This is a genomic window from Candidatus Pelagibacter sp. HIMB1782, assembly GCF_052047475.1.
In the GTDB taxonomy this organism is placed as follows: Bacteria; Pseudomonadota; Alphaproteobacteria; order Pelagibacterales; family Pelagibacteraceae; genus Pelagibacter.
Genome location: NZ_JBNAKE010000001.1, coordinates 26,678 through 50,543, shown reverse-complemented (window position 1 = coordinate 50,543; position 23,866 = coordinate 26,678). Strand labels below are relative to the sequence as shown.

Here is a 23,866-nt window from a genome sequence, read left to right as displayed (position 1 = left end):
AAGATTTAGACTATATGTGCTTTTACAGATCCTAGTTTATCAATTTTTGCTGTATATGTTCCTTTTTTTATAATAGGCACAACCCCAACTGTGGATCCTGTAAAAACATAAAAATCTTTGTCTAAATTAATTTTATCTTTTTTAACTTTATTTAAAACAAATCTTAATGAATTTATTGGATTTACATAAACAGCATTTGTGTTTCCATCTACACTTTGCTTAGCTTTTTTATTTGAAATATTTGTTTTTAAATTACCTATGTTAATTTTTTTAAATTTTTTCTTTAGACCAATTAAAAATTTAATATTACCTCCAAAGTCACTACTTAAATCTCCAAAAGAAGTAATACCTTTTCTTTTCTGCCTATATCCAACTACTTCGATACAGGGTGCCATGTGTGAAATATATTTAGTTACGTTATTGTTTGTGAGCTTACCTTTTGAAGTGAAAAAAGTTTTTTTGATTAAATAACAAACTTCAAGTTCAATCCCTAAAGCATATTTATTTATTTTTACTTTCTTTCCACTTTTTATTAAGTTTTTTTTGAAAACAGATGCAATAAAAGGCTCTTTTTCTTTTAATTTTTTCATTAACGGAATGCCAGTTCCACCAGCTTTAAAACCTATTGTTTGATCTTTTATTTTGCTTTCACATAATTTTCTAAATTTGTCCGCCTCGGTAAGTTTTTTTGTAAATCTACTAGGTATCGGAGAGATAATTTTATTATTTAGAAAAGCATTAACTAATTTATCTGAAATTTTATCTTTAAGTGTTTTTGTCATAAGAATTTTTAATTTATTTTTTTGATGTTTGATTAATAACAAATATTCCTGAAGTTGTAATTATTATTGCACCTATAATAGTAAATAAATCTGGAACATCATCATAGAAGAAAAATCCAAAAATTATTGCCCAAAAAATTAAAGTATAATGAAATGGTTGTATTATGCTAGCTCTTGCATTCTTAAGTGCTAATATTTGGAAGTATATGCCTAATGAAAAAAATAAACCAATTGGCACAAAGAAATATAAAGAATTTAAATTAACAGGTTGCCAAAAATTAAATGCCATTATTGAGGTTATAACAATCCCTACTAAAGAAGAGTAGAACAAGGATACTTCAGGAGCATCATATTCAGTTATTTTTTTTGTTGCGATTTGATAAAGACCCAGAAAAAAAGCTGCTAGCAATGGAATAAAAGAATTTACACTAAATACATCAGATGCAGGTCTAATAATTATCAAAACCCCAATAAAACCTATAAAGATTGCTATCCAAGTTTTAATTGATACCCTCTCATTTAAAATAAATACAGATAAGGCAACTATAATTATAGGTGCTAGTGCGCCTATGCTATGAGCGTTCGCTAAAGACAGGTGTTTAAAAGATAAAACAAAAAAACCAGATTCTAAAATAGATAGTAGACTTCTTATAATTTGAAGTTTTAAATTATTAGATCTATAAAATTTATTATTGTTAGCTCTTTTTGCTTCTATCAAGCCTAACAAAAGCACAAAAGTGTATTTGATAAATAATAATTGAAATATAGAGTAATGAATAACTGCAGTTTTCTGAATTGCATCAAGGATTGAAAATGAAAAGTAAGCAATTATTGCAAAAATAATTCCCAGTGTTTCTCTTGATTTAAATTTCATTTTTTTTGTTTTATTTTTATCTCAAGTTGTTATTGATTAATTCAGACTGCCATGGATTTTGTATTACTATATTTTGTTATAGCAAGTTTTTTAATAGTGATAGTGCCTGGCCCCACTGTCAGTTTGATAATTGCTAATTCTTTAAGATCTGGTGTAAAAGCAGGATTATTAAACGTTTTTGGTACCCAAGTTGGCGTTTTAATTTTGTTATTTTTATTAGCACTTGGATTTGAGATAGTTTCTCCTTTTCTAGAAGTAATTATTAATTATGTAAGAATCCTAGGTTCAATTTATTTAATTTCACTTGGAGTAATTACAATTAAGTCAGATATTGATTTAAACAAAACTCAAGTAACTAAATTTGAAAAAAAATATTTTCTCCAAGGATTAATAGTGATTTTAACTAATCCAAAAATATTTTTGTTCCTTGGTGCATTTATTCCTCAATTTATTAATATAAATGAACCTATTAGTTATCAGATAATTTATTTTGGAATTATCTTTATAATTGTAGCTACAATATTTGATAGCTCATATGCATTTGTATTTGGCAAGTTTAGAGAATTCATAGCATCAAAATATTTAAAAGTTTTAAATAAAATTGGCGGATTTATATTAATTCTTGTTGGTATTTGGATGTTTTTTTATTAATTTTCCAAAACAGACATTGGGTCCAATCTAGTTTGAAACCAATTAATTCTAAAATCAAGATGAGGTCCAGTTGATCTACCTGTAGATCCGACGGTTCCAATAATATCTCCTTGATTAATTAAATCTCCAACAGAAACTAAAACGTTTTCTAAATGTGAATAAATTGTTGATATACCATGACCATGATCCATAATGACTGTACCACCGGTATAATATAAATCATCTTCAGCCATTGTAACTTTACCTGAGCCTGATGATTTAATCATTGTTCCTTGTTTGGCAGCTATATCAATTCCGTAATGTGGCCATCTAGGTTTACCGTTTAAAATTCTTTGACTCCCATAAACACCACTAATTATTCCTTCAACAGGCATTATAAATTTTTGCTTAAAAAACTGTAATTCAGAATTAATTGCTCTTGCTTCACCAATTGCATTATTTTCTTTTTTAATTCTTTTATAAACTGACTCGGGTGGTGTTACTTTGCTTTCTTCTAAGCCATCTATTCTTTGAATGTTGTATTTTCTTTTTAAAACTTTTTTGGTTATTGTAGATTTCTTACCGTCAAAGATTTTTGTAAAAGTAAGATCATATTTTTGATCTCTATCAATACCAAAAACGAAAAAACCATCCTCTGATACTCTTACTTCTTTTTTTCCAACAATTATCTTTGCACCAGGATTTGTTGTTCCTAAGATAAAATGACCTTGTAAGAATTTACCTTGAAATTCTATAGCGTTTGCGGTTGAAAAAAATAAGAAAAATATTAAAAAAAATCTATTTATTACTGAGCTGTCCATCCACCATCTATTATAATTGATGTTCCAGTTATCATTGAGGAAGCAGGTGAGGCTAAGAAACAAACTGTTGTCGCTACATCACTTTCAGTTGCTGCTTTTCCCATTGGAATATTTCCAAGTGCTAATTTTTTAAATTTTTTATTTTTGAAGAAATTTTTAACCATTGGAGTTTCAACAAACGTAGGAGCTACTGTGTTAACTCTTATATTTCTTTTAGCTAACTCTACTCCCATACCTTTTGTCAAACCTTCAATCCCAAATTTAGTCATATTGTAAACATTTCTCCCACCCATACCAACATGACCTAATTGAGAAGACATATTGATAATAGAGCCGGGTCTCTTTTTATTTTTAAGCATTTTTTTAACTACTAGTTGTGCAACATTAAATGCAGCTTTTAGATTTAAATCTACCAAGTAATTCATGCTTTTTTGTTTAATTTTTTCAAAAGGTTCAGGAATATTAGTTCCAGCATTGTTTACTAACACATCAATAATTTTGATTTTTTCTAATTTTGCTTTTAGATCTTCATAATTCATTACATCACAAGGAACTTTGATTACTTTACCTTTAATTTTTTTAATATCTTTTTCTAGTTTATTTAAATCAGATGGAGTTCTGCTTAATGCTATTACAGTTGCGCCAGCTTCTGCGAGTGCAATAGAACAAGCTCTTCCAAGTCCTTTACCAGCACCAGTAACTAATGCGTACTTATTTTTAAGATTAATTTTTTGAAGATACATTAAAAGAATATTATTTTAATATCTGTATAAATCAACTCAACAGCTACTATTAATATTGCTAATAATCCAACCCATGCAATCCATTTGTATTTTTTTATCCATCCAGAAATTAATGTTGCAGCAGTTGCCATTAAAACAATCGATAGAACCAATCCAAATACAAGTAATCCATAATGATCACCTGCAGCACCAGCAACACCCAAAACATTATCTAAACTCATTGTGAAATCAGCAAGTAAAACCGTCCAAATTGCTTTTAAAAAGCTTGAGTTATCTACTTTTATATCTTCCTCTGAATCTGATCCTTTGATCACATCAACATAAAGTTTGTAGACAATATAAAGAAGTAAAATTCCACCAATAAGTCTCAGTCCAGTAATTTGTAACAAATAAGCTGTTAGTAACGTTAATATTATACGTAATATTACTGCACCACCAATTCCCCAAAATATAACTTTCTTCCTTTGCTCAACAGGAAATTTTGAAGCTACCATTCCAATTATAATGGCATTGTCACCAGCTAGTACTAAATCAATAAAAATAATTTGTGTTAAAATAGCAATTTGTTCGGGAGTAAAAAATTCTGCAAACATTATTGTTGTAGTATCATGTCAGCACCTTTTTCTGCAATCATAATCGTAGGTGCGTTAGTATTTCCCGAAGTAATGTTAGGCATTATCGATGCGTCAATAACTCGAAGATTTTCTATTCCTCTTACTTTTAATTTTTCATCAACTACTGACATCTCATCTTGACCCATTTTGCATGTACCAACAGGATGAAAAATTGTTTGGGCAAAATTTGATGCTTCTTTTACTAATTCCTCGTCATCATTAATATGAATACCTGGTCTATATTCCTCAGGTGTATATTTCTTAAAAGTTTCAGATTCCATTATAATTTTTCTTGTCAATTTTAATCCTTTGGCAGCAATCATTCTATCGTGATCAGTTGACAGGTAATTTTGTTTTATTTTTGCGTAAACGCGTGAATCTTTATCAATAATACTTACGTGACCTCTACTTGTGGGTCTTATATTAGAAACAGTTGGAGTGAATGCGTGAAAATCGTGATTTTTTGTAGCTCCCAATGTATCCATACTCATTGGTTGAACGTGCCATTGTAAATCTGGTAATTCTAAAGAAGGATCACTTTTTGCAAACATACAAAGCTGACTTGCTCCCATAGTCATTGGACCACTTCTTTTAAAAATATATTCTAATCCGATAAGTAAATTTCCAAACAAACTATTAATTTTTTTGTTAAGAGATTTTAAACCATTAATTTTATAAATGGGTCTTAACATTAGGTGATCGTGTAAATTTTCACCAACACCATTTAAATTATGAACCATATCAATTCCCAATTTTTTTAGTTTTTCTGGATTTCCAATTCCTGATACTTGCAATATTTGAGGAGAACCAATTGCACCTGAAGAAACTATAACTTCTCTATTTGCTTCAGCTGTTTTCAATTCATTATCTTGCCAATACTCAACTGATTTTGCCTTTTTATTTTCAAAGTTTATTTTTTTAACATGAGCGTGAGTAATAATTGTTAAATTTTTTCTATGCTTAACAGGATTTAGATAACCAACAGCAGTACTGCATCTAAATCCATCTTTTTCTGTTACCTGAAAATAACCACAACCATGATTATCACCTGTATTAAAATCTTTCGTTTTTGGTACACCAAATTCCTCAGCAGCGTTTTGAAACTCATCTAAAAGAGGAAGATGTATTCTTTGATCTGAGACAGAGAGAGGTCCACCAACTCCATGATATTCACTTTTGCCTCTTTCTTGATTCTCTGCTTTTATAAAATAGGGCAGAACATCATCCCAACCCCAGCCAGTATTTCCGAGCTGTCTCCAAATATCATAATCTCTGTGTTGTCCTCGTATATATAAAAGTCCATTGATAGAAGAGCTTCCTCCTAAAGTTTTTCCACGGGGATAACGTATTGAAATATTATTCATGCTTTCATCTGGTTCTGTCTTGTAGCACCAGTCAGTATTAGGATTGTGCATCGTTTTAAAATAACCAACTGGAATATGGATCCATGGGTAATTATCTTTACCTCCAGCCTCAATCAAAAGAACTTTGTGTGAAGAGTTTTTTGATAGCCTATTTGCTAAAACACAGCCTGCAGATCCAGCTCCTAGTATAATAAAATCAAAATTATTCATAAATTAGAACTCTTATAAATTAAAAAAATTATATTTCTAACAAATCTGTTAAAAATTTTAAAATATAGCAATATTAACACTTGTTTTAGTTTTCATTCTTTGACAAAGTTTCGACTTTAAAAATAAAGAGAGGGAAACAAATGAAAAAAATCATTTCAATGTTATTTGCAGTTGCAATGGTATTTGGATTTATTTCAAATGCTAATGCTGCAAAAACACTAAAATGTCAGACAGTTCTTAACACAAAAGCTGATGAAGTTAAGATGTTAAAGGATTTTACTGACACAGTAACAGCGTTAACTGGTGGATCTCTTAAGTTTGAAATTATGCCAGCTGGAGCTGTTGTTGGTGTAAAAGAAACTTTAGATGCAGTTGACAAAGGCCTAATCGATTGTGGTTTCGCATGGACTCACTATTGGTCAGGTGACCATCCTGCAGCTATGCTATTCGGTTCTCCAGTAGCTGGTGGTGGTGTTGGTATTGACAACATTGCATTCTTATCATGGTTTCAGTATGGCGGTGGAAAAGAGTTATACGACAGACTATGGAAAGAAATGGGAAGAGACATCAAAGGATTTATGATTCAACCAGTTGGACCAGAAGCTTTAGGTTGGTTTCCAAAACCAATTAAAGATATGGCTGACTTTAGAAAATATAAGTTTAGAACTCCTCCAGGAATTCCAGGACAAACATATAAAGACATCGGTATCGCATCTGTAGCTATGGGTGGTGGAGATATTCTACCAGCTTTAGAAGCAGGAACAATTGATGCTGCTGAATGGTGTTGTCCAAAACCAGACTTAACGTTTGGTTTCCAAAAAGTATTAAAGCACTACTACCTACAAGGTTTACACCAAGTAGTCGTAAATGCTGACTTTTATATTACTGGAAAAACATACAACGCTATGAGCGATCATGAGAAGAAGTCTCTTGAAGTTGCAGCTAATGCATCATTAGCCAAATCTTTAAGTTACAGAATCTATGAAAATGGTAAAGCTTTAAGAGAGCTTACTGAAGTTCATGGAGTTAAATTAGAGGACACACCTTCTGATTACTTCACAGAATACATGGCTGCAGCTAAGAAAAGTTTGGAAACAAATGCTGCAAACAATGCATTCTTTGCAGAAGTATGGGACTCTATGAAAGAATTTGCTGATATAGCAGTTCCTTTCTGGAGTGGTGCTCAAATGTCTAATGCGAAGCTAGGAATGGCTCACGCAGCAACATTAAAGTAATCCAATAATTAATCTATAATTCAATTAGAGCGGACTTAATTGTCCGCTCTAATTTTTCTAACAAAATTTTTTATGGCTGAAGAACCAACTAAACTAGATATATCAGATGAAATGATAGCCGAAAGGCGAGGTGGTTCAGGGAAGATGCCAAATGACATGCCATCATGGATGGCAAGTTCTATTGTAAATATTGATAAATTTAGCAAATGGATAGGTAACGTTGTTTGTTGGATACTGATGCCACTTATCTTTGCTATGACTTACGAAGTTTTGGCGAGAAAACTTTTTCATGCACCTACAATTTGGGCTTATGACATAAGTAGATTTTTGTATGGTGCACTATTCATGTTAGGTGCAGGTTATGCACTTTCAAAAGGTGTTCATATAAGAGCAGATTTTTTATACAGAAATTTCAAAACAAAAAACCAAGGGACGATTGATTTTTGGTTATATATTTTATTTTATTTTCCAGGACTAATAGTCTTTCTTTATATGACAATTGGTTATGTAGGTGAGTCTATTCAAAGAGGTGAAAGAGGAATGGATACTACATGGATGCCTTATATGTGGCCAATTAAAACTTGTTTATTGGTTGGTATAGTATTTTTATTAATCCAAGGTATTTCAGAATTATTAAAAAGTTATTGGGCTGCTACTAGAGGAAAATGGCCAGGAGAAGATGAATAATGTTAGCTGAATTTATAGATCCAGCATATTTAGGTTTTATTCTGGTAGGAGTAATGCTTTTTGCAATTTTCGTAGGATTTCCTATTTCATTTACACTTATATTTTTAGGTTTTGTATTTGGATATTTAGGGTTTGGAAAATTGGTTTTTTATTTAATGACGCTCCAATTTTCGATGGTCATGACCGAACAAACCCTCGCCGCCGTCCCGCTCTTTGTCTTTATGGGTATTATGATGGAGCAGGCAGGTTTGATGGAAAGATTATTCTCATCTTTTCAAATGATGCTCGCAAGAGTTAGAGGAGCATTATATTATGCTGTTCTTTTTGTTTCAGTTATTTTTGCAGCAGCAACAGGGATTGTTGGTGCTTCAGTAACCATACTCGGTATCATGGCTGCAAAATCAATGAATAGATCTGGCTATGACGTCAGACTTGCTGCAGGAACGATAACAGCTGGTGGTACTTTAGGAATTTTAATACCTCCAAGTATCATGCTTGTTGTTATGGGCCCAATTATGGAAATTCCAGTTATTGATTTATTTGCTGCCGCTATAATTCCAGGAATTCTTCTAGCAAGTTTATACGCTGGATACACAACAATAAGATGTATGATTAATCCTAAATTGGGACCTGTAATTCCTGAAGAGATGAGAGCTGCTAGCATGAAAGAAGTTTGGATTGAATTCTTCTTAGGTTTAGTTCCACCTGCAGCATTAGTTTTTGCAGCATTAGGAAGCATACTTTTTGGTTTTGCAACTCCAACAGAAGCAGCTGGTTGTGGTGCAATGGGAGCTTTACTACTTTCTTTAGCATACAAAAAATTAACTTTTTCAAAACTTCAAGAAGCTCTTGTTAAAACTTTAGAGATAACAGCTTTAATTATGGTTTTAGTTGCTGCATCAAACTTTTTTGGTGCTGTTTTTGCAAGACTAGGTACTCCAACTCTATTAACTGAATTCTTGTTAGGTTTAGAAATGAACAAATATTTAATATTAGCGATTGTAATGGTTGCAATATTTTTATTGGGATGGCCTTTAGAGTGGGTACCAATCGTAATGATTATTGTTCCAATTATTTTACCATTGATTGAAGCTCTTGGCTTTAATCTTACTTGGTTTGCAATATTAGTTGCTGTCAATCTCCAGACCGCCTGGCTGTCCCCACCAGTGGCTTTGTCTGCGTATTTCTTAAAAGGGGTGGTGCCTGAATGGGATTTAAAAGATATTTATTATGGAATGATGCAATTTATGGTGCTTCAAATAATTGGTTTGGTTTTAATTATAATATTTCCTAAAATTGCACTTTGGTTACCAACTCTCCTATATGGACAGTAGAAATTATTAGTTTAAAATAATTTTTAGTGAATCAACCTAAAGTTAAATACTCCCTATCAAATTGGGATTTAGTTTCGGTAAATCCAAACTATAAAACTTGGAATTGGAAAGACCTTTTTTGTTACTGGGGAGTTAATGTACAAAGTGTAATTGGTTTTTCTCTAATTGCCTCACTTTATATAATGTACAATCTAAACACCTTTGTGGTTTTAATAGGAACTTTATTAGGTTCATTTTTTGTTTATTTGTTTGCTAATTTTATTGGAAAACCTTCACAAAAGTTTGGATTACCTTTTGTAGTTTTGTTGAGATCTTCTTTAGGATTTAATGGAGCGAAATTTTTTGGATTAATCAGAAGCTTGGTTGGAATTTTCTTATTTGGAATTCAAACTTATTTTTTATCAAAAATTTTAACTTATCTTATTAGAATATTACTTTTCACTGTTAATGAGTCATTGTTAGTACAAGATATATTTATTTATTATTTTTTTGGTTTAAATATTATAGATTGGTCATCAATTTTAATTGTAATTATTTTTCAAACTTTTTTGTTTAGTATTGGTGCTCAATATAATAAAAAAATAATAAATTTTTCAGCAATCAGTGTTTATGTAGGAATTATTGTTTTTTTCTTCCTTGTTTTTTTAAGTGATGTCAAATTAACATCAAAAGCCTTTGTAAATATTTTTAATACCAAAAACTTTTTTGATCTTAATAATTTATTACCACTTTTAACTGTAGCAGGAACTGTCTTTGCTTATTTTTCAATATTAATAATTAGTTTTGGGGACATTTCTAGGAATGTTAAAAATACTAAAGAGTTGAGTAAAGGGAATTTAAGTTTGCTTATTAATTTAATTATTTTCTCTTTTTTCTCTATATTTATTGTTGCTGGATCAGATGCACTTTTAAATCAAAAATTTTCAGACATAGAAAGAATTTTTACAAATCCCACTGATATAATTGGCAAATATGACAATATTCAAATAACTACATTGGTACTATTTTTTATCGTAATTGCCTCAGCATCCACGAATTTAGTAGCCAATTATATTCCATCTCAATATTCACTAATAAATTTTGTTCCAAATAAATTATCTTTAAGGAGTGCAAGTTATATAATTTCTTTCCTCGGTTTGTTGGTGGCTATTTTTTGGCTTACAATTTTGAGTCAAATTGGCATTTTATCTTTTATAGATACATTTGGTGCATTTTTTGGTCCGTTATTTGGAGTAATAGTTGCTGATTATTATCTGATCAATAAACAAAGCTTGAGTAACAAAGATTTGTATTCAGTAGAAAAAGAAAGTAGCTACTATTATTCAAGAGGATGGCATATCAAAGGTGTTTACTCAGTATTTCTAGGTTTTATTTTTTCAGCATCAACAATTTGGAACACAAATTTAATGTTTTTACAGTCTTATGCGTGGTTAATTGGTGCATTTGTAGCCTGGATAACGTATTACTTGTTGGCAAAAAAATAATATGAAAGCTTTAGTATATACCGGAACACAAGAATTGGTTTACAGAGATGAACCTAATCCAATTGAAGTTTCAGGTGAAAGTATTTTAAAAATTCATGCTTCAGGAATATGTGGTTCAGACATGCATGCGTATCATGGTCATGATGAGAGAAGAATTCCTCCATTAATATTAGGCCATGAAGTTAGTGGTGAAGTGCAAAATGGTAAATTTAAGGGTAAAAACGTTGTTTTAAATCCTCTGATAACTTGTGGTAAATGTGAATACTGTACAAGTGGAAGAGAGCATCTTTGTCCTCATAGAATTATTTTAGGGATGAATAAACCAATTGAGAGACAAGGGGTTTTTGCAGAGTTTGTATCTACACCTGATACAAATATTTATGAAATCCCAGATGGATTAGATAAAAATGAAGCACCAGTTGCAGAGCCAACCGCAGTTTCTTTGCACGCAGTATTAATTGGTGAACAATCTTTAAAAAAACCTTTATCTGAATGTAAAATTTTGATCCAAGGTGGTGGTGCAATAGGATTATTATGTGGTTTAATTTTATCTAAAATTAAAAATAGTAAAAATATAATTCTCTCTGATCCTAATAAATTGAGATTAAATGAGTGCTCAAAATATTTAGATGCAAAATATGTTGCACCAGACCATAATGAAATAGAAAGTAATAAATTTGATATTGTATTTGATACAGTAGGGCTGGAAATTTCAAGACAACAAGCTATTGAAGTAGTTAAGCCGGGCGGTTCAATTATACACATAGGCTTAACTCAGCCAGCTGGAACGTTTAATTTTAGAAAAATGACACTTCAAGAGGTGACCGTTATAGGAACTTATTGTTATACCAATAAGGATTTTGAGCAAACTTTAGCAATATTAGCTAACAAAGAGATAGGTTCTCTAGATTGGATTGAATTTAGGGATTTAAAAAATGGTGGTAATGCCTTTAAACAAATTCATGATGGCACCTGTGTTGCACCTAAAATTATATTGATACCTTAGAATTAGAATTTAATTTTATAGCTCTAGAACTACCCATTTTGAGGTCATTAGACATAATTGGTGCAGATATCATTATTGACCAATAAATTAAAAGTAAAAAAATTGAAATTGTCTTCATATCAATTATTTAAAAATTAATTCTGATTTTTGCATGTTTAAATCTTGTCTAAATAATGTATTAAGAACTTAAATTATGAAAATTTTTTTTAAACTCATTTCAATTTTTTTGATTTCAATCAGCTCAGTTGTTGCAAATGAAGTTATAGTGTTTGAGTTTACAGAAGCAGAACTTTCAGAATTAACTGTCAGAAAAGTAAGAGGAGCAAAGAATGAGACAAGCTATTCTGTTGGTAAGAATGAAAATGGAAATTTCCTTAAGGCTGTTGCTGATAATGCAGCATCTGGTCTTGGCAAAGAAGTTAAAATTGATCTTAACAAGACCCCCTTTATAAATATTACATGGAAAATTGAGCAAGATTTATCCGGAATTAAAGAAGATACAAAGAAAGGCCATGATTTTGCAGCGAGAGTTTTTGCTGTTAAAAAAACAGGTGCAACACCATTATCAAACAGGGCAGTTAACTATGTGTTTTCAAGCAACAATGATGTTGGACAAAGTTGGCCAAGTCCATACACAAAAAAATCTATAGACAATGTAATGGCCACAACTAAAACTAATTTAAATGAATGGGTAACAGTTAAATCAAATGTAAAAGAAGATTTTAAGAAATTCCATGATTTAGATTTAGATGAATTAGATGGCTTGGCGGTTATGGCGGATACAGATAATTCTAAAATGAAATCTATAGCTTATTTTCAGAAAATTTATTTTTCAGCAAATTAATTAAAGTTTAGTATATTTTTTTAGCCCCATACTCAGTAATGACAGTATGATTGCTACAATTACGTCTTCTGTAGGTGTAGCGTTAGGAACGCCATAGTTCCATAAGATTACACCAATTAACCAAATTACATACACTTTCATAAATTTGCTTTCATCTTAGATTTATATAAATTCTTATTAATTTTGATATTATTTAATTATGCATAAAAATTTTACTTATAATTTTAAAATTTATTACGAGGATACTGATGCTGGTGGAGTAGTGTATTATGCAAATTATCTAAGGTTTCTTGAGAGAGCAAGAACAGAAGCTTTATTTGATTTAGGTTTAAGTAATTCAATTTTAAAAAAAGACTTTGGTTCATTAATAATTGTAAAATCTTGCAACATTGAATATAAAAAGTCTGCATACCTTGAAGATAATTTAAGTATTAGTTCCTACATCAGCTCTGCATCAAAAACTTCTATTATTATGAATCAATCAATATTTAGAAGTAACGAAAAAATTGTAGTTGCGGATGTTCATTTAGTTTTTGTAAATGAAAACGTAAAACCAATTAAAATTTCTGAAAGTATAATGGAAAAATTTAAACCATATTTTAAATTAAATTAAACTAAAATTTGTAGAATTATTTAATGGCACACGATTCTGATAATCCAAGAACAAAAAAATATTCTAGCATTAAGACTTTTTTTATTTTTATCGAAGCATTAGTTAAAAAGAGCTATTTACTCATATTTTTAATTTTAAATTTTTTTTTTCATTCAAAAAAAGAAAAAAATATAGATATAAGTAATTATAAAGATTTAGATTCTAGATTTATTAATTATTTTTTTAAAAGTTTAAATAATACATATAATTTCACATATAATTTTTCATTTAGTGTTATTGATTTTATGAAAAAAATTGGAGTTAAAAACTTCATGATTCATTGTACTCCTAATTTTTTTGTAAAAAAGAAAAACAAAATTCGTTTCTTGCTTAATAATAAAAATACTTCATCTAATGAAATAAATTTTAATACAAATTATTTCTCTAACAACAAGAATGCCAATAAATTATTTTTACCATATTACATTTATCCTAGACTTTACAATAAGAATTATGATGGTTTAGAAAAATATAAATTTAATAAAAAAAAAATAAAAATATTTTTTTCTGGCTCAACCAATAAAGAGGTTTATGGTAAATTTTCTTGGACTAATGAGGATAATTCTAAATTATTAAATAGGGTAGAAATTATTGATTTCATAATTAAAAATTATGAGAATAAAATTTTTTATTTAAAAAAATATGACGATCTAAAAGATATCGACTATTTAAACAAACCAATTGTTTTGTCTATAAATGACAAACTTATCAAAAAAACTAAAACTAATTTGACCCATAATCAACATTTAGAAATAATATCTAAAAGTAATTTTATACTTACAGCGCCTGGTGCCGATATGCCTTTATGTCATCATTTAATTGAAGGAATAAAAATGAATGCGATACCGATTTCAAATTATGCTCAATTACATCAACCTAAAATAGATAAAAACGATTATTTATACTTTGATAATTATGACACATTACAGCATTCAATAAATACAGCCTTAAATATGAAAGATGAGGAAATTAATAAAATACAAAAAAGATTAGAAATTTTTTATAAAAATTCACTATCACCAGAGTCCTTTGCAAAAAAATTTGAAAACAGAAATGATAATGAAATTATCGCATGCAATGATGTAGAATCTTTAAGATGGTTATAGATAATTTTTAATAGAGTTCAAAACTTTAATCATTTTACTCTTATTTAATAAACCAGTATTTACGTTTCTTGGACTTGGGTGATACGAGCAAAATAAAATTTTTCCATCAGGTAAAATATATTTTTTTCCATGTATAAATTTTAACTTTTTATTGAAAACATATTTTTTTTTATAAAACTTTATACAATTATCAAAAGCAATTTTACCTAATGTTAAAATTATTTTTAATTTTTTTAAATTCAAGATTTCGTTATTTAAAAATAAAGAACACCTTTCTATTTCATCAATTAATGGTTTGTCACCTGGGGGGACGCACTTAATAATATTTGTAATGTATGTATTTTTAACTTTTAAACCATCTTTTAAATCAGAAGAATTTGATTGATTTGAAAATTTCGCTTTAAAAAGACAATCAAATAAAAAATCACCAGATTTATCACCCGTAAAAGCTCTACCAGTTCTAGTACCTCCATGCGCTGCAGGAGCAAGACCTAATATGATAAGTTTGCTATTCGAGTCCCCAAATCCAGGAACTGGTCTTCCCCAATAAGTTTCGTTAATGTTTTGTCTTCGTTTTTCAGTAGATATTTTTTTAACAAAATTAATTAATCTGGGACATTTTTTACATTTAATAATTTTCTTATTAAGTTGTTTTAATTTATTATTCATTAATGAAAATTTTAAAATATTTTTTAATTATATTTATATTTTTAAATTCTCCAATTAAAGCAGATTCAAATGAAGCCATGATTAATGAGCTTCAAAAAGGTGGTAAATTGATATTTATTCGCCATGCTTATGCACCAGGGGGAGGGGATCCTTCTAATTTTAATATTAATAATTGTGAAACCCAAAGAAACTTAAATGATGAGGGAAGAGTACAATCAAAAAAAATTGGAAATTTTTTTAATCAAAATGATATTTTAATAAATAAAATTTACTCTAGTGAATGGTGCAGATGCAAAGAAACTGCAGAAATAGCCTTTAAAAATTATGAAACAAAAAATTTTTTGAATTCATTTTTTAGTGCAAAATTTGCTAAAAATAGAAAACAACAAGTTATTGATTTTAATAAATTCTTAAACACGTGGGATCAAAAACAAAATATAATTTTTGTGACACATTACGTGGTAATATCTGAGCTTTTAAACTATGCACCTTCATCAGGTGAGATTGTTATTTCAGACAAAAATTTAAAAGTAATTGATACTTTAGAAATAGAATATTAAATTAAGAATTATGTCTTCAAAAAGAGCTATGCGACAAGCACAAAAACAAGCTTTTGCTAAACATAGATCTAATATTTCAAATAGTAGATTTGATTTAAAAAAAAAAAATTTAGATAAACTTAAGGAAAATAAAAAAAAGAAAACCTAACTTTGGTTTGCAAATTTTTCTATTTTTTTACATGTAGAAATTTTTGAAATCCCTTCGATATCGTTCATAACACTTTTAATAAATATCTCAGGCTTGTTCTTTTCAATTAATATTTGAGTATAAAATTGAGGATAACCATGTTTTAAAGTAAAAATTTTACCATCTTCCTCATAAATATTTCTGACATAAGAGTTTGATTTTTTTACACTTAAATCAGTAATTCTATATTTTTGATAAGTTTTTTCTGCATAAACATAATTTCTAGTCATAATTAATTCATTAAGATTAAATATGTATTCATTTTTTAAATATTTATCTTCTTTATGATCACATTTGCTTAAAATTATAATTTCTGAAAATGAGTGATTTATAAATGAGAAAGAAAGTAAAATGAGAGAAAAAAAAAATAAATTATTTTTTTTCATTTTTTTCAGCAAAAAATAATCCAATTAGAAAAAGTGCTGTCCACCCAATACCCAGTAAAGCTTTAGGGCTAGTTTCGGCGCTCCACATATCCAGAACTAAAGCACCAAAGATTAATCCTATAATGTAAATTATAACTACAATTGTTGATTTACTCATTTTTAAGACTTTTTTTGAATAAAGATATTCCGTTATTTATTTTATGTTCATAAGACTCATTAAAACTATCTAGCTGCCAACCACTTAATCTTTTTCTAATACTTTCTAAATTATTTTGTTTCCATTCATCTGTAGTTTCCTCTTGTTTCCACAGTTTTTTTTCAACATTATTTCTTCCACAGCCATAACAATAACCTGTTGAAGGGTCTGTTTTGCAAATACTAATACAAGGCGAAATAATCATATTATTTATATTTTTATATCCTTTTACACTATTATTCGGATTGGACAAATGAGTTCAATAATATATAAAGCACCTAATTTAACTGGGGCGATGGCGGAATTGGTAGACGCGCTGGTCTTAGGAACCAGTCGAGCAATCGGTGAAGGTTCGAGTCCTTTTCGCCCTACCATTAAATAATTATGAAAGTTACTGTAGAAAATAAAAAAGGCTTAAATAAAGATCTAAAAATTTTTATCGATAAAGAGACTATGAACTCTTATATGGATGAAAAATATGAAGAGATTAAGGGAACAGTAAACTTAAAAGGTTTTCGACCAGGAAAAGTACCAAAAGAAATTTTAAAAAGACAATTTGGTAAAGCTGTATTTGGAGAAGTATTAGACAAAGTTTTAAAAGATACATCCACAAAAGCTTTAGAGGAAAACAAAATTAAACCAGCGGGGCAGCCAAAGTTAGATCTAAAAACATATGGTGAAGATAAAGAATTAGAATATGTTTTATCAGTTACAGAGTTACCCAAAGTAGAGATTAAATCATTAGAAAACATTAAATTTGATGAATACACTGTTAAAATTGATGATAGTGAGACAGATAAAAGAATAAAAGAAATTGCTAAGAACCAACCAAATTTCAAGGAAGGTGCTGCGGATACAAAAGCAAAAGAGGGTGATCTCGTAGCACTAGATTACAAAGCAACAATTGATGGAAAAGAATTTAAAGGAAGTGAAGGAAAAAATACGCAGCTTACATTAGGTAAAGATTTATTTTTGAAAGGTTTCGATAAACAACTAATTGGAGTTAAAAAAGATGATGAAAAAGTTGTTGAAGCAACACTTCCAGAGAATTACCCTGAAAAAGAATTAGTTAATAAAAAAGCTAAATTTAATTGTAAAATTTTATCAGTTAAACAAGCACAAGAGGTGAAAATAGATGATGATTTTGCAAAAAATTTAGGAGCTAAAGATTTGAAAGATCTTAAAGCTTTAATTTCAAAACAAATCAATGATGAATATAAAAATTCTTTAGACCAACTATCAAAAAATCAAATTTTAAAAGAAATTGAAAAAATTAAAGTTGAAGAAGTTCCAGGAAACTTAGTCGAGGAAGAAGTTAAAATTCTTTCACAAGGTATGTCTGAAGATGAGGCTAAAAAGAATAAAAAATCTTTTGAGGAAAAGGCAAAAACAAGAATTAAGACTGGATTAATCTTAAATGAATTTGGTGAAAAAAATCAAATCAAAGTTAGTGAACAAGAAATTCAAGCTGAAGTTCAAAAACAATTAAGAATGATGCCAGGACAAGAGAAAATGGTTATGGATTTTTATCAAAAAAATCCATCTGCTTTATCCAGTCTAAGAGGGACAGTTTATGAGGAAAAAATTTTAAATCTTATAAAAGAAAAAGGTAAACCAAATAAAAAAGAAATTTCAAAAGATGAGGCGGAAAAAATCTTAAAAGAAGCTCATAAACATGATCACGATCACGATCATGACCATGATCATTCACATGATCACGAAACTAAGAAAGAAACGAAAAAGAAACCTGCAGCAAAAGCTTCAGAGAAAAAAAAGCCTTCTACAAAAACATCAAAAGCAAAACCAGCTACTAAAAAAACAAAAAAAGTTAGCAAAAAGTAATCACAAGTTGTATAAGTAGGAAGAATCAACTTATGACAACAAAATTATCAGAACATATGAGCAATCTAGTGCCGATGGTTGTAGAACAATCAAGCAAAGGTGAGAGAGCTTATGATATTTATTCAAGACTTTTAAAGGAAAGAATAATTTTTTTAACGGGTCAGATAAATGACAATATTGCATCCTTAGTAACAGCTCAGTTGTTATTTTTAGAAGCTGAAGATCCTAAAAAAGAAATTTATTTATATATCAATAGTCCAGGTGGATTGGTTACAGCTGGTCTTGGGATTTACGATACCATGCAATATGTAAAACCTGATATTTCAACTTTATGTATTGGGCAAGCTGCATCAATGGGATCATTTTTGTTGGCTGCAGGAACTAAAGGTAAAAGGTTTTCTTTACCCAACTCAAGAATAATGGTTCACCAACCTTCAGCAGGTTTTCAAGGTCAAGCTACGGATATAGAAATTCATGCTAATGAAGTCTTGTCATTAAAGAAAAGACTAAATGAAATTTATTCAAAACATACAGGCAAAACTGTTGATGAAATAAAATCTGCTTTAGAAAGAGATAATTTCATGACTGCTGATGTCGCAAAATCATTTGGTCTTATTGACGAAGTAGTAGAAAAAAGATCATAATACACAATATATTGATAACTTACTAATCCAAACTTGATTAGTATGAGTCATCTATAATAAAGTAATGAAATTGATTCGTTTAAAAAATTATGAGTACAAATAATAAAAATATTCTTTACTGTTCTTTTTGTGGAAAGAGCCAACATGAGGTTAGAAAATTAATTGCAGGTCCAACTGTATTTATTTGTGATGAATGTGTTGAGCTTTGTATGGATATTATAAAAGAGGAAAGCAAAGATACTTTTGTTAAACATCAAGACGGCCTTCCTTCACCAAAAGAAATTTGTACAGTGCTAGATGATTATGTAATTGGTCAAGCGCATGCCAAGAAAGTTCTGTCGGTAGCAGTACATAATCACTACAAAAGACTTAATTATGAAAACAAAACTAGTAAGAATGTAGAATTATCTAAATCCAATATTTTATTAGTTGGCCCAACTGGTTGCGGTAAAACTTTATTAGCACAAACTCTTGCTAGAATTTTAGATGTTCCATTTACAATGGCAGACGCAACAACTTTGACAGAAGCAGGATACGTTGGTGAGGATGTTGAAAATATAATTTTAAAATTACTTCAAGCTTCAGATTATAATGTTGAAAAAGCACAACGTGGAATAGTTTATATCGACGAGGTTGATAAGATTAGTAGAAAATCTGAGAATCCATCCATTACAAGAGATGTATCTGGAGAAGGAGTTCAGCAAGCTTTATTAAAAATAATGGAAGGAACTGTTGCAAGTGTTCCACCTCAAGGAGGTAGAAAACATCCTCAACAAGAGTTTTTACAAGTGGACACAACAAATATTCTTTTTATTTGTGGAGGTGCTTTTGCTGGATTAGACAAGATTATTTCTCAAAGAGACAAAGGTACTTCAATTGGTTTTGGAGCAGACGTAAAAAACACTCAAGACAAGAAAACAGGAGAGTGGATGAAGGGACTAGAACCTGAGGATTTATTAAAATTTGGATTGATACCAGAGTTTATTGGAAGACTACCAATGATAGCAACTCTTGAGGATTTAGATGAAAAATCATTGATCAAAATTTTACAAGAACCTAAAAATTCCTTAACTAAACAGTATCAAGAACTATTTAAGTTGGATGGAGCGAAATTAACATTTAAAGAAAATGCTCTTAAAGAAATAGCTCAAAAAGCAATTAGCAAAAAAACAGGTGCAAGAGGTTTGAGATCAATATTAGAAAATATATTATTAAAAACTATGTATGATCTCCCAAGTCAAGACAACATTGAAGAAGTAATTGTTGATGCAGGAGCCGCAAAAGGTCAATCACAACCAATTTTAGTTCATTCTAAAGGCGAAAATAAATCTAAGTCTGGCAAAACATCAGCGGCTTAATACCCTTAATAAGTAACAAAAACCTATTGCAATATAATATATAATATCCATATTAATCCTATGGATGTTAAAATATCATTGCCGTTATTACCTTTAAGAGACATTGTAGTCTTCCCAAGCATGGTAATACCTCTCTTTGTAGGAAGAGATAAATCTATTTCTGCACTTAATGAGGTGATGAAAAAAGATAAGAAGATCATTCTTGTAACGCAAAAAAACTCAGAGATTGATGATCCCAAGAAAACAGACGTATTTATGTATGGTTGTGAGGGAAGCATCCTACAATTATTAAAGTTACCAGATGGAACTGTAAAAGTTTTAGTAGAAGGAATTAAAAGAGTTAAAATTTTAGACTTTAAAGATAACGAGAAGTTTATTACATGTGACTATACATATTTCAATGACATCTTACCAAAAGATGAGGATTTATTTCCTTTAGCAGCTACTGCTTTAAGAAGATTAGAAAAATTAACTTCAATAAATAAGAAAATTTCAAACGAAACAATAAACACAATTAAGCAGTTAAAAGATCCTTCTCAAATAGCTGATAATATTGCTTCACATATCACAGCTACAATTTCAGAAAAACAACAAATTTTTGAAACCGTTGATGTTAAGAAAAGACTAAATGCCATAATTAAAATTATGGAAAATGAAACAAGCATAATCGGAGTAGAGAAAAGAATTCGAGGAAGAGTTAAAACTCAAATGGAGAAAACCCAGAGAGAATATTACTTAAATGAACAACTTAAAGCTATTCAAAAAGAACTCGGTGAGATTGAAGACGGCAAAGACGAAACTACAAGTCTAAATAAAGCTATCACAAAAGCAAAAATGCCAAAAGAAGTTGAAAAGAAATGTCTACAAGAGCTTAAAAAATTGAAGAACATGAGCCCAATGTCAGCTGAAGCTACTGTGGTTAGAAACTACCTTGATTGGATGACAGAACTACCTTGGCACAAGAAAAGTGAAGTTGATATCGATTTAACTAAGGCATTAAATATTCTTGATAAAGATCATTTTGGTCTAGAGAAAGTTAAAGAAAGAATAATAGAATTTTTAGCTGTTCAAAAAAGAATGGAAAAAATTAAAGGCCCAATATTATGTTTGGTTGGTCCCCCAGGTGTTGGTAAAACATCTTTAGGTAAATCTATTGCAAAAGCAACTAACAGAGAATTTGTTAGAATGTCTGTAGGCGGGATGAGAGACGAAGCGGAAATAAGAGGGCACAGAAGAACTTATATCGGATCATTACCAGGTAAAATAATTCAAATGATGAAAAAAGCTGGAACAAAAAATCCTCTAATTTTATTAGATGAGATAGATAAAATTGGAAATGATTATAGAGGTGATCCATCTTCAGCGTTATTAGAAGCGTTAGACCCAGAACAAAATACAACTTTTAACGATCACTATTTAGAAGTTGATTATGATTTATCTGATGTAATGTTTGTAACAACAGCAAATACTTTAAATATTTTACCTCCTTTATTAGACAGAATGGAAGTAATAAGATTGGCTGGTTACACTGAAGATGAAAAAATTAGTATAGCTAATAAATATCTACTGCCTAAACAAATAAAAGATAATGGTGTTAAAGAAAAAGAAATGAAATTGGAAGACGACATCATTAAAGAAGTAATTAGAGGATACACAAAAGAGTCAGGAGTTAGAAATTTAGAGAGAGAAATTTCTAAACTTGCTAGAAAAGTTGTTAAGAAAATTGTAGCTGGTGAAGAAAAAGAAGTCCAAATTAATAATAAAAATTTATCTGATTTTCTTGGTGTAGCTAAATTTAAATTTGGAGAATTAGAATCTGAAAATAGAGTAGGTATTGTAACTGGACTTGCTTGGACTGAGTATGGTGGGGAAATTTTAAAAATTGAAACAGTAACTATGCCTGGTAAAGGAAGAATGCAGATTACTGGTAAGCTAGGTGATGTGATGCAAGAGTCTGTAAAAGCTGCAAAATCTTTTGTTAGATCAAAATGTTTAGAGTATGGAATTATTCCACCTCTATTTGAGAAAAAAGATTTTCACATTCATGTACCTGAAGGAGCAACACCAAAAGATGGTCCATCTGCCGGAATAGGAATGGTTACTTCAATTGTTTCATCGATTACAAATATACCTGTAAGAAGAGATGTTGCGATGACTGGTGAGGTAACATTAACAGGTCAGGTATTGCCAATAGGCGGTCTTAAAGAAAAATTATTAGCTGCTCATAGGGCTGGAATTAAAGAAGTTTTGATTCCAAAAGAAAATGAAAAAGATTTAGTTGATATGCCTAAAAAAATTATAGATGATATTAAAATTACGCCAGTTGAATATGCAGACCAGGTAATTAAAATTGCTTTAACTAAAGAACTTAAACCTACTGAATGGGTTGAGGTAGATTTAGCTAAAAAAGACGATAAATCTCAAGCTAGTATTCAATAATAATTAATTTACTTTATTTAAGTGTTGATGTAATAAGTAGCTCTGTTTTGGGGCGGTTAGCTCAGTTGGTAGAGCATCTCGTTTACACCGAGGGGGTCAAAGGTTCGAGTCCTTTACTGCCCACCAAACAAATTAAGTGGGGGTGTAGCTCAGTTGGTTAGAGCGATCGCCTGTCACGCGATAGGTCGAGGGTTCGAGTCCCTTCACTCCCGCCACTTTTTCCCAATAAACTGTCTGTTAATATTAATAAAATGTGACTTATCTGCCCTTCAACATCAGATAAAAACTGATATATAGATTTTCATGTTATCTGAATTTTTAAAAGATTACCTACCGATTATTCTATTTTTAGTTATTGCTCTTGGTTTGAGCGTTGCTTTTGTAGTGTTAAATTTTTTACTTTCTCCAAAAAAACCTGATCCAGAAAAGTTGTCTGCGTATGAATGTGGTTTCGAACCATTTCAAGACTCTAGAATGGAGTTTGATGTAAGATTTTACTTAGTTGCAATTCTATTTATTATATTTGATCTTGAAATTGCCTTTTTATTTCCATGGGCAATATCATTAGGAAACATTGGTCTATTAGGTTTTTCATCAATGATGATTTTTCTATTCATACTAACAGTTGGTTTTATTTATGAATGGAAAAAAGGTGCTCTAGATTGGGAATAAAATTAATTTAATGAACGATAAAATAGAACAAGTTCCTGAAGAGTTTAAACAACTTGCTAAAGATTTTAGTAAAAATGGTTTTATAACGACATCGTTGGATAATTTAATTAATTGGTCCAGATCTGGCTCTTTGCATTGGATGACTTTTGGTCTTGCATGCTGTGCAGTTGAAATGATGCAAACAGCAATGCCTAGATATGACTTAGAAAGATTTGGAGCTGCTCCGCGTGGATCACCAAGACAATCAGATGTGATGATTGTTGCCGGAACATTGACCAACAAAATGGCACCAGCATTAAGAAAGGTCTATGATCAAATGCCAGAACCTAGATATGTAATTTCTATGGGTAGCTGTGCTAATGGTGGAGGTTATTATCATTATTCATATTCAGTTGTTAGAGGGTGTGATCGTATAGTTCCAGTTGACGTTTATGTTCCAGGATGCCCTCCTTCTGCAGAGGCATTATTATATGGAATTTTGCAATTACAAAAAAAAATTAGAAAAAAAGGATCTTTTATAAGATAGT

The 23,866-nt window shown here is 30.0% G+C and carries 28 protein-coding genes and 3 tRNA genes; 20 read left to right on the top strand and 11 right to left on the bottom strand.

Annotation, left to right across the window (positions count from 1 at the left end; translation table 11 throughout):
• Positions 1-5 precede the first annotated feature (5 nt).
• Positions 6-782, bottom strand: coding sequence for a fumarylacetoacetate hydrolase (locus ACTTAO_RS00285; RefSeq protein ID WP_440690248.1), 777 nt, complete (start codon positions 780-782; stop codon positions 6-8).
• 13 nt (positions 783-795) lie between these two features.
• Positions 796-1,656 carry a DMT family transporter gene (locus ACTTAO_RS00280; RefSeq protein WP_440690246.1) on the bottom strand — a complete coding sequence of 287 codons (861 nt, stop codon included), beginning with the start codon at positions 1,654-1,656 and terminating at the stop codon, positions 796-798.
• 51 nt (positions 1,657-1,707) lie between these two features.
• Here ACTTAO_RS00280 and ACTTAO_RS00275 point away from each other — a divergent pair, with 51 nt between their 5' ends.
• Positions 1,708-2,307: a LysE family translocator gene (locus ACTTAO_RS00275; RefSeq protein ID WP_440690244.1), complete on the top strand. Its 600-nt coding sequence runs from the start codon at positions 1,708-1,710 to the stop codon at positions 2,305-2,307.
• Here the strand turns inward: ACTTAO_RS00275 and ACTTAO_RS00270 are convergent.
• The 4 genes from ACTTAO_RS00270 to ACTTAO_RS00255 are packed head-to-tail and all read right to left on the bottom strand — an operon-like array spanning position 2,304 to position 6,038.
• The gene (locus ACTTAO_RS00270) at positions 2,304-3,107 is read right to left on the bottom strand and encodes a M23 family metallopeptidase (protein WP_440690242.1); all 804 of its coding nucleotides are present in this window, start codon (positions 3,105-3,107) and stop codon (positions 2,304-2,306) included. The genes ACTTAO_RS00275 and ACTTAO_RS00270 overlap by 4 nt on opposite strands.
• Complete coding sequence (locus tag ACTTAO_RS00265) at positions 3,092-3,850, bottom strand: SDR family NAD(P)-dependent oxidoreductase (protein ID WP_440614478.1); 759 nt, start codon at positions 3,848-3,850, stop codon at positions 3,092-3,094. Before ACTTAO_RS00265 ends, ACTTAO_RS00270 begins: the two co-directional genes overlap by 16 nt.
• Positions 3,850-4,443, bottom strand: coding sequence for a TerC family protein (locus ACTTAO_RS00260; RefSeq protein WP_075506621.1), 594 nt, complete (start codon positions 4,441-4,443; stop codon positions 3,850-3,852). The genes ACTTAO_RS00265 and ACTTAO_RS00260 overlap by 1 nt, the downstream gene beginning before the upstream one ends.
• Positions 4,443-6,038, bottom strand: coding sequence for a GMC family oxidoreductase (locus tag ACTTAO_RS00255; protein ID WP_440690240.1), 1,596 nt, complete (start codon positions 6,036-6,038; stop codon positions 4,443-4,445). The genes ACTTAO_RS00260 and ACTTAO_RS00255 overlap by 1 nt, the downstream gene beginning before the upstream one ends.
• 140 nt (positions 6,039-6,178) lie before the next feature.
• Here ACTTAO_RS00255 and ACTTAO_RS00250 point away from each other — a divergent pair, with 140 nt between their 5' ends.
• From ACTTAO_RS00250 to ACTTAO_RS00225, 6 genes are all read left to right on the top strand, one after another.
• A complete protein-coding gene (locus ACTTAO_RS00250) occupies positions 6,179-7,273 on the top strand; it encodes a TRAP transporter substrate-binding protein (RefSeq protein WP_262589327.1) in 1,095 nt (364 codons plus the stop codon).
• 72 nt (positions 7,274-7,345) lie between these two features.
• Positions 7,346-7,960, top strand: coding sequence for a TRAP transporter small permease subunit (locus ACTTAO_RS00245; protein WP_440614476.1), 615 nt, complete (start codon positions 7,346-7,348; stop codon positions 7,958-7,960).
• Positions 7,960-9,294, top strand: a complete 1,335-nt coding sequence (locus tag ACTTAO_RS00240) for a TRAP transporter large permease (protein WP_262589325.1) — start codon at positions 7,960-7,962, stop codon at positions 9,292-9,294. The genes ACTTAO_RS00245 and ACTTAO_RS00240 overlap by 1 nt, the downstream gene beginning before the upstream one ends.
• Before the next feature lie 26 nt (positions 9,295-9,320).
• The gene (locus tag ACTTAO_RS00235) at positions 9,321-10,778 is read left to right on the top strand and encodes a cytosine permease (protein WP_440690238.1); all 1,458 of its coding nucleotides are present in this window, start codon (positions 9,321-9,323) and stop codon (positions 10,776-10,778) included.
• Position 10,779: 1 nt separating this feature from the next.
• Positions 10,780-11,784 carry an alcohol dehydrogenase catalytic domain-containing protein gene (locus tag ACTTAO_RS00230; RefSeq protein ID WP_440690236.1) on the top strand — a complete coding sequence of 335 codons (1,005 nt, stop codon included), beginning with the start codon at positions 10,780-10,782 and terminating at the stop codon, positions 11,782-11,784.
• Between the two features lie 193 nt (positions 11,785-11,977).
• Positions 11,978-12,628, top strand: a complete 651-nt coding sequence (locus ACTTAO_RS00225; protein WP_440690234.1) for a DUF3047 domain-containing protein — start codon at positions 11,978-11,980, stop codon at positions 12,626-12,628.
• Here ACTTAO_RS00225 and ACTTAO_RS00220 read toward each other — a convergent pair whose 3' ends face one another.
• Complete coding sequence (locus tag ACTTAO_RS00220) at positions 12,629-12,769, bottom strand: hypothetical protein (RefSeq protein WP_440690232.1); 141 nt, start codon at positions 12,767-12,769, stop codon at positions 12,629-12,631. It abuts the gene before it with no gap.
• A gap of 58 nt (positions 12,770-12,827) precedes the next feature.
• Between ACTTAO_RS00220 and ACTTAO_RS00215 the strand changes: the two genes are divergently transcribed.
• Positions 12,828-13,241 (top strand): YbgC/FadM family acyl-CoA thioesterase, encoded by a 414-nt coding sequence (locus ACTTAO_RS00215; protein WP_440690230.1) that lies wholly within the window; start codon positions 12,828-12,830, stop codon positions 13,239-13,241.
• A 23-nt stretch (positions 13,242-13,264) separates the two neighbouring features.
• Complete coding sequence (locus ACTTAO_RS00210) at positions 13,265-14,386, top strand: hypothetical protein (protein WP_440690228.1); 1,122 nt, start codon at positions 13,265-13,267, stop codon at positions 14,384-14,386.
• Here the strand turns inward: ACTTAO_RS00210 and ACTTAO_RS00205 are convergent.
• Positions 14,381-15,055 (bottom strand): uracil-DNA glycosylase, encoded by a 675-nt coding sequence (locus ACTTAO_RS00205; RefSeq protein WP_440690226.1) that lies wholly within the window; start codon positions 15,053-15,055, stop codon positions 14,381-14,383. The two genes, ACTTAO_RS00210 and ACTTAO_RS00205, sit on opposite strands and share 6 nt — an antisense overlap.
• Before the next feature lie 2 nt (positions 15,056-15,057).
• On the opposite strand from ACTTAO_RS00205, the gene ACTTAO_RS00200 reads away from it, so the two are divergent.
• On the top strand, positions 15,058-15,615 hold the full coding sequence (locus ACTTAO_RS00200; RefSeq protein ID WP_440690224.1) for a histidine phosphatase family protein: 558 nt from the start codon (positions 15,058-15,060) through the stop codon (positions 15,613-15,615).
• Between the two features lie 10 nt (positions 15,616-15,625).
• Positions 15,626-15,763, top strand: a complete 138-nt coding sequence (locus ACTTAO_RS00195) for a hypothetical protein (protein ID WP_440690222.1) — start codon at positions 15,626-15,628, stop codon at positions 15,761-15,763.
• Here the strand turns inward: ACTTAO_RS00195 and ACTTAO_RS00190 are convergent.
• Genes ACTTAO_RS00190 through ACTTAO_RS00180 form a run of 3 tightly spaced genes read right to left on the bottom strand, consistent with a single transcriptional unit; the run spans position 15,760 to position 16,589 of the window.
• Positions 15,760-16,188 carry a hypothetical protein gene (locus ACTTAO_RS00190; RefSeq protein WP_440690220.1) on the bottom strand — a complete coding sequence of 143 codons (429 nt, stop codon included), beginning with the start codon at positions 16,186-16,188 and terminating at the stop codon, positions 15,760-15,762. The genes ACTTAO_RS00195 and ACTTAO_RS00190 overlap by 4 nt on opposite strands.
• Complete coding sequence (locus tag ACTTAO_RS00185) at positions 16,175-16,345, bottom strand: hypothetical protein (RefSeq protein WP_179850442.1); 171 nt, start codon at positions 16,343-16,345, stop codon at positions 16,175-16,177. The genes ACTTAO_RS00190 and ACTTAO_RS00185 overlap by 14 nt, the downstream gene beginning before the upstream one ends.
• Positions 16,338-16,589 carry a DUF1289 domain-containing protein gene (locus tag ACTTAO_RS00180; protein ID WP_440690218.1) on the bottom strand — a complete coding sequence of 84 codons (252 nt, stop codon included), beginning with the start codon at positions 16,587-16,589 and terminating at the stop codon, positions 16,338-16,340. Before ACTTAO_RS00180 ends, ACTTAO_RS00185 begins: the two co-directional genes overlap by 8 nt.
• An 84-nt stretch (positions 16,590-16,673) precedes the next feature.
• On the opposite strand from ACTTAO_RS00180, the gene ACTTAO_RS00175 reads away from it, so the two are divergent.
• From ACTTAO_RS00175 to ACTTAO_RS00135, 9 genes are all read left to right on the top strand, one after another.
• Positions 16,674-16,758: transfer RNA gene (locus ACTTAO_RS00175), tRNA-Leu, on the top strand.
• Between the two features lie 10 nt (positions 16,759-16,768).
• On the top strand, positions 16,769-18,226 hold the full coding sequence (gene tig / locus ACTTAO_RS00170) for a trigger factor (protein ID WP_440690216.1): 1,458 nt from the start codon (positions 16,769-16,771) through the stop codon (positions 18,224-18,226).
• 32 nt (positions 18,227-18,258) lie between these two features.
• Positions 18,259-18,870: an ATP-dependent Clp endopeptidase proteolytic subunit ClpP gene (gene clpP, locus ACTTAO_RS00165; protein ID WP_262589313.1), complete on the top strand. Its 612-nt coding sequence runs from the start codon at positions 18,259-18,261 to the stop codon at positions 18,868-18,870.
• A gap of 89 nt (positions 18,871-18,959) precedes the next feature.
• Positions 18,960-20,228 (top strand): ATP-dependent Clp protease ATP-binding subunit ClpX, encoded by a 1,269-nt coding sequence (clpX, locus tag ACTTAO_RS00160; RefSeq protein WP_075506632.1) that lies wholly within the window; start codon positions 18,960-18,962, stop codon positions 20,226-20,228.
• 60 nt (positions 20,229-20,288) lie between these two features.
• Complete coding sequence (lon, locus tag ACTTAO_RS00155; RefSeq protein WP_075506633.1) at positions 20,289-22,667, top strand: endopeptidase La; 2,379 nt, start codon at positions 20,289-20,291, stop codon at positions 22,665-22,667.
• Positions 22,668-22,717: 50 nt separating this feature from the next.
• Positions 22,718-22,793, top strand: a tRNA-Val gene (locus ACTTAO_RS00150).
• A gap of 12 nt (positions 22,794-22,805) precedes the next feature.
• A tRNA-Asp gene (locus ACTTAO_RS00145) sits at positions 22,806-22,882 on the top strand.
• A gap of 88 nt (positions 22,883-22,970) precedes the next feature.
• A complete protein-coding gene (locus ACTTAO_RS00140) occupies positions 22,971-23,339 on the top strand; it encodes an NADH-quinone oxidoreductase subunit A (RefSeq protein ID WP_075506634.1) in 369 nt (122 codons plus the stop codon).
• 10 nt (positions 23,340-23,349) lie between these two features.
• Positions 23,350-23,865: a NuoB/complex I 20 kDa subunit family protein gene (locus ACTTAO_RS00135; protein ID WP_425321967.1), complete on the top strand. Its 516-nt coding sequence runs from the start codon at positions 23,350-23,352 to the stop codon at positions 23,863-23,865.
• The last annotated feature ends 1 nt before the right edge of the window (position 23,866 follow it).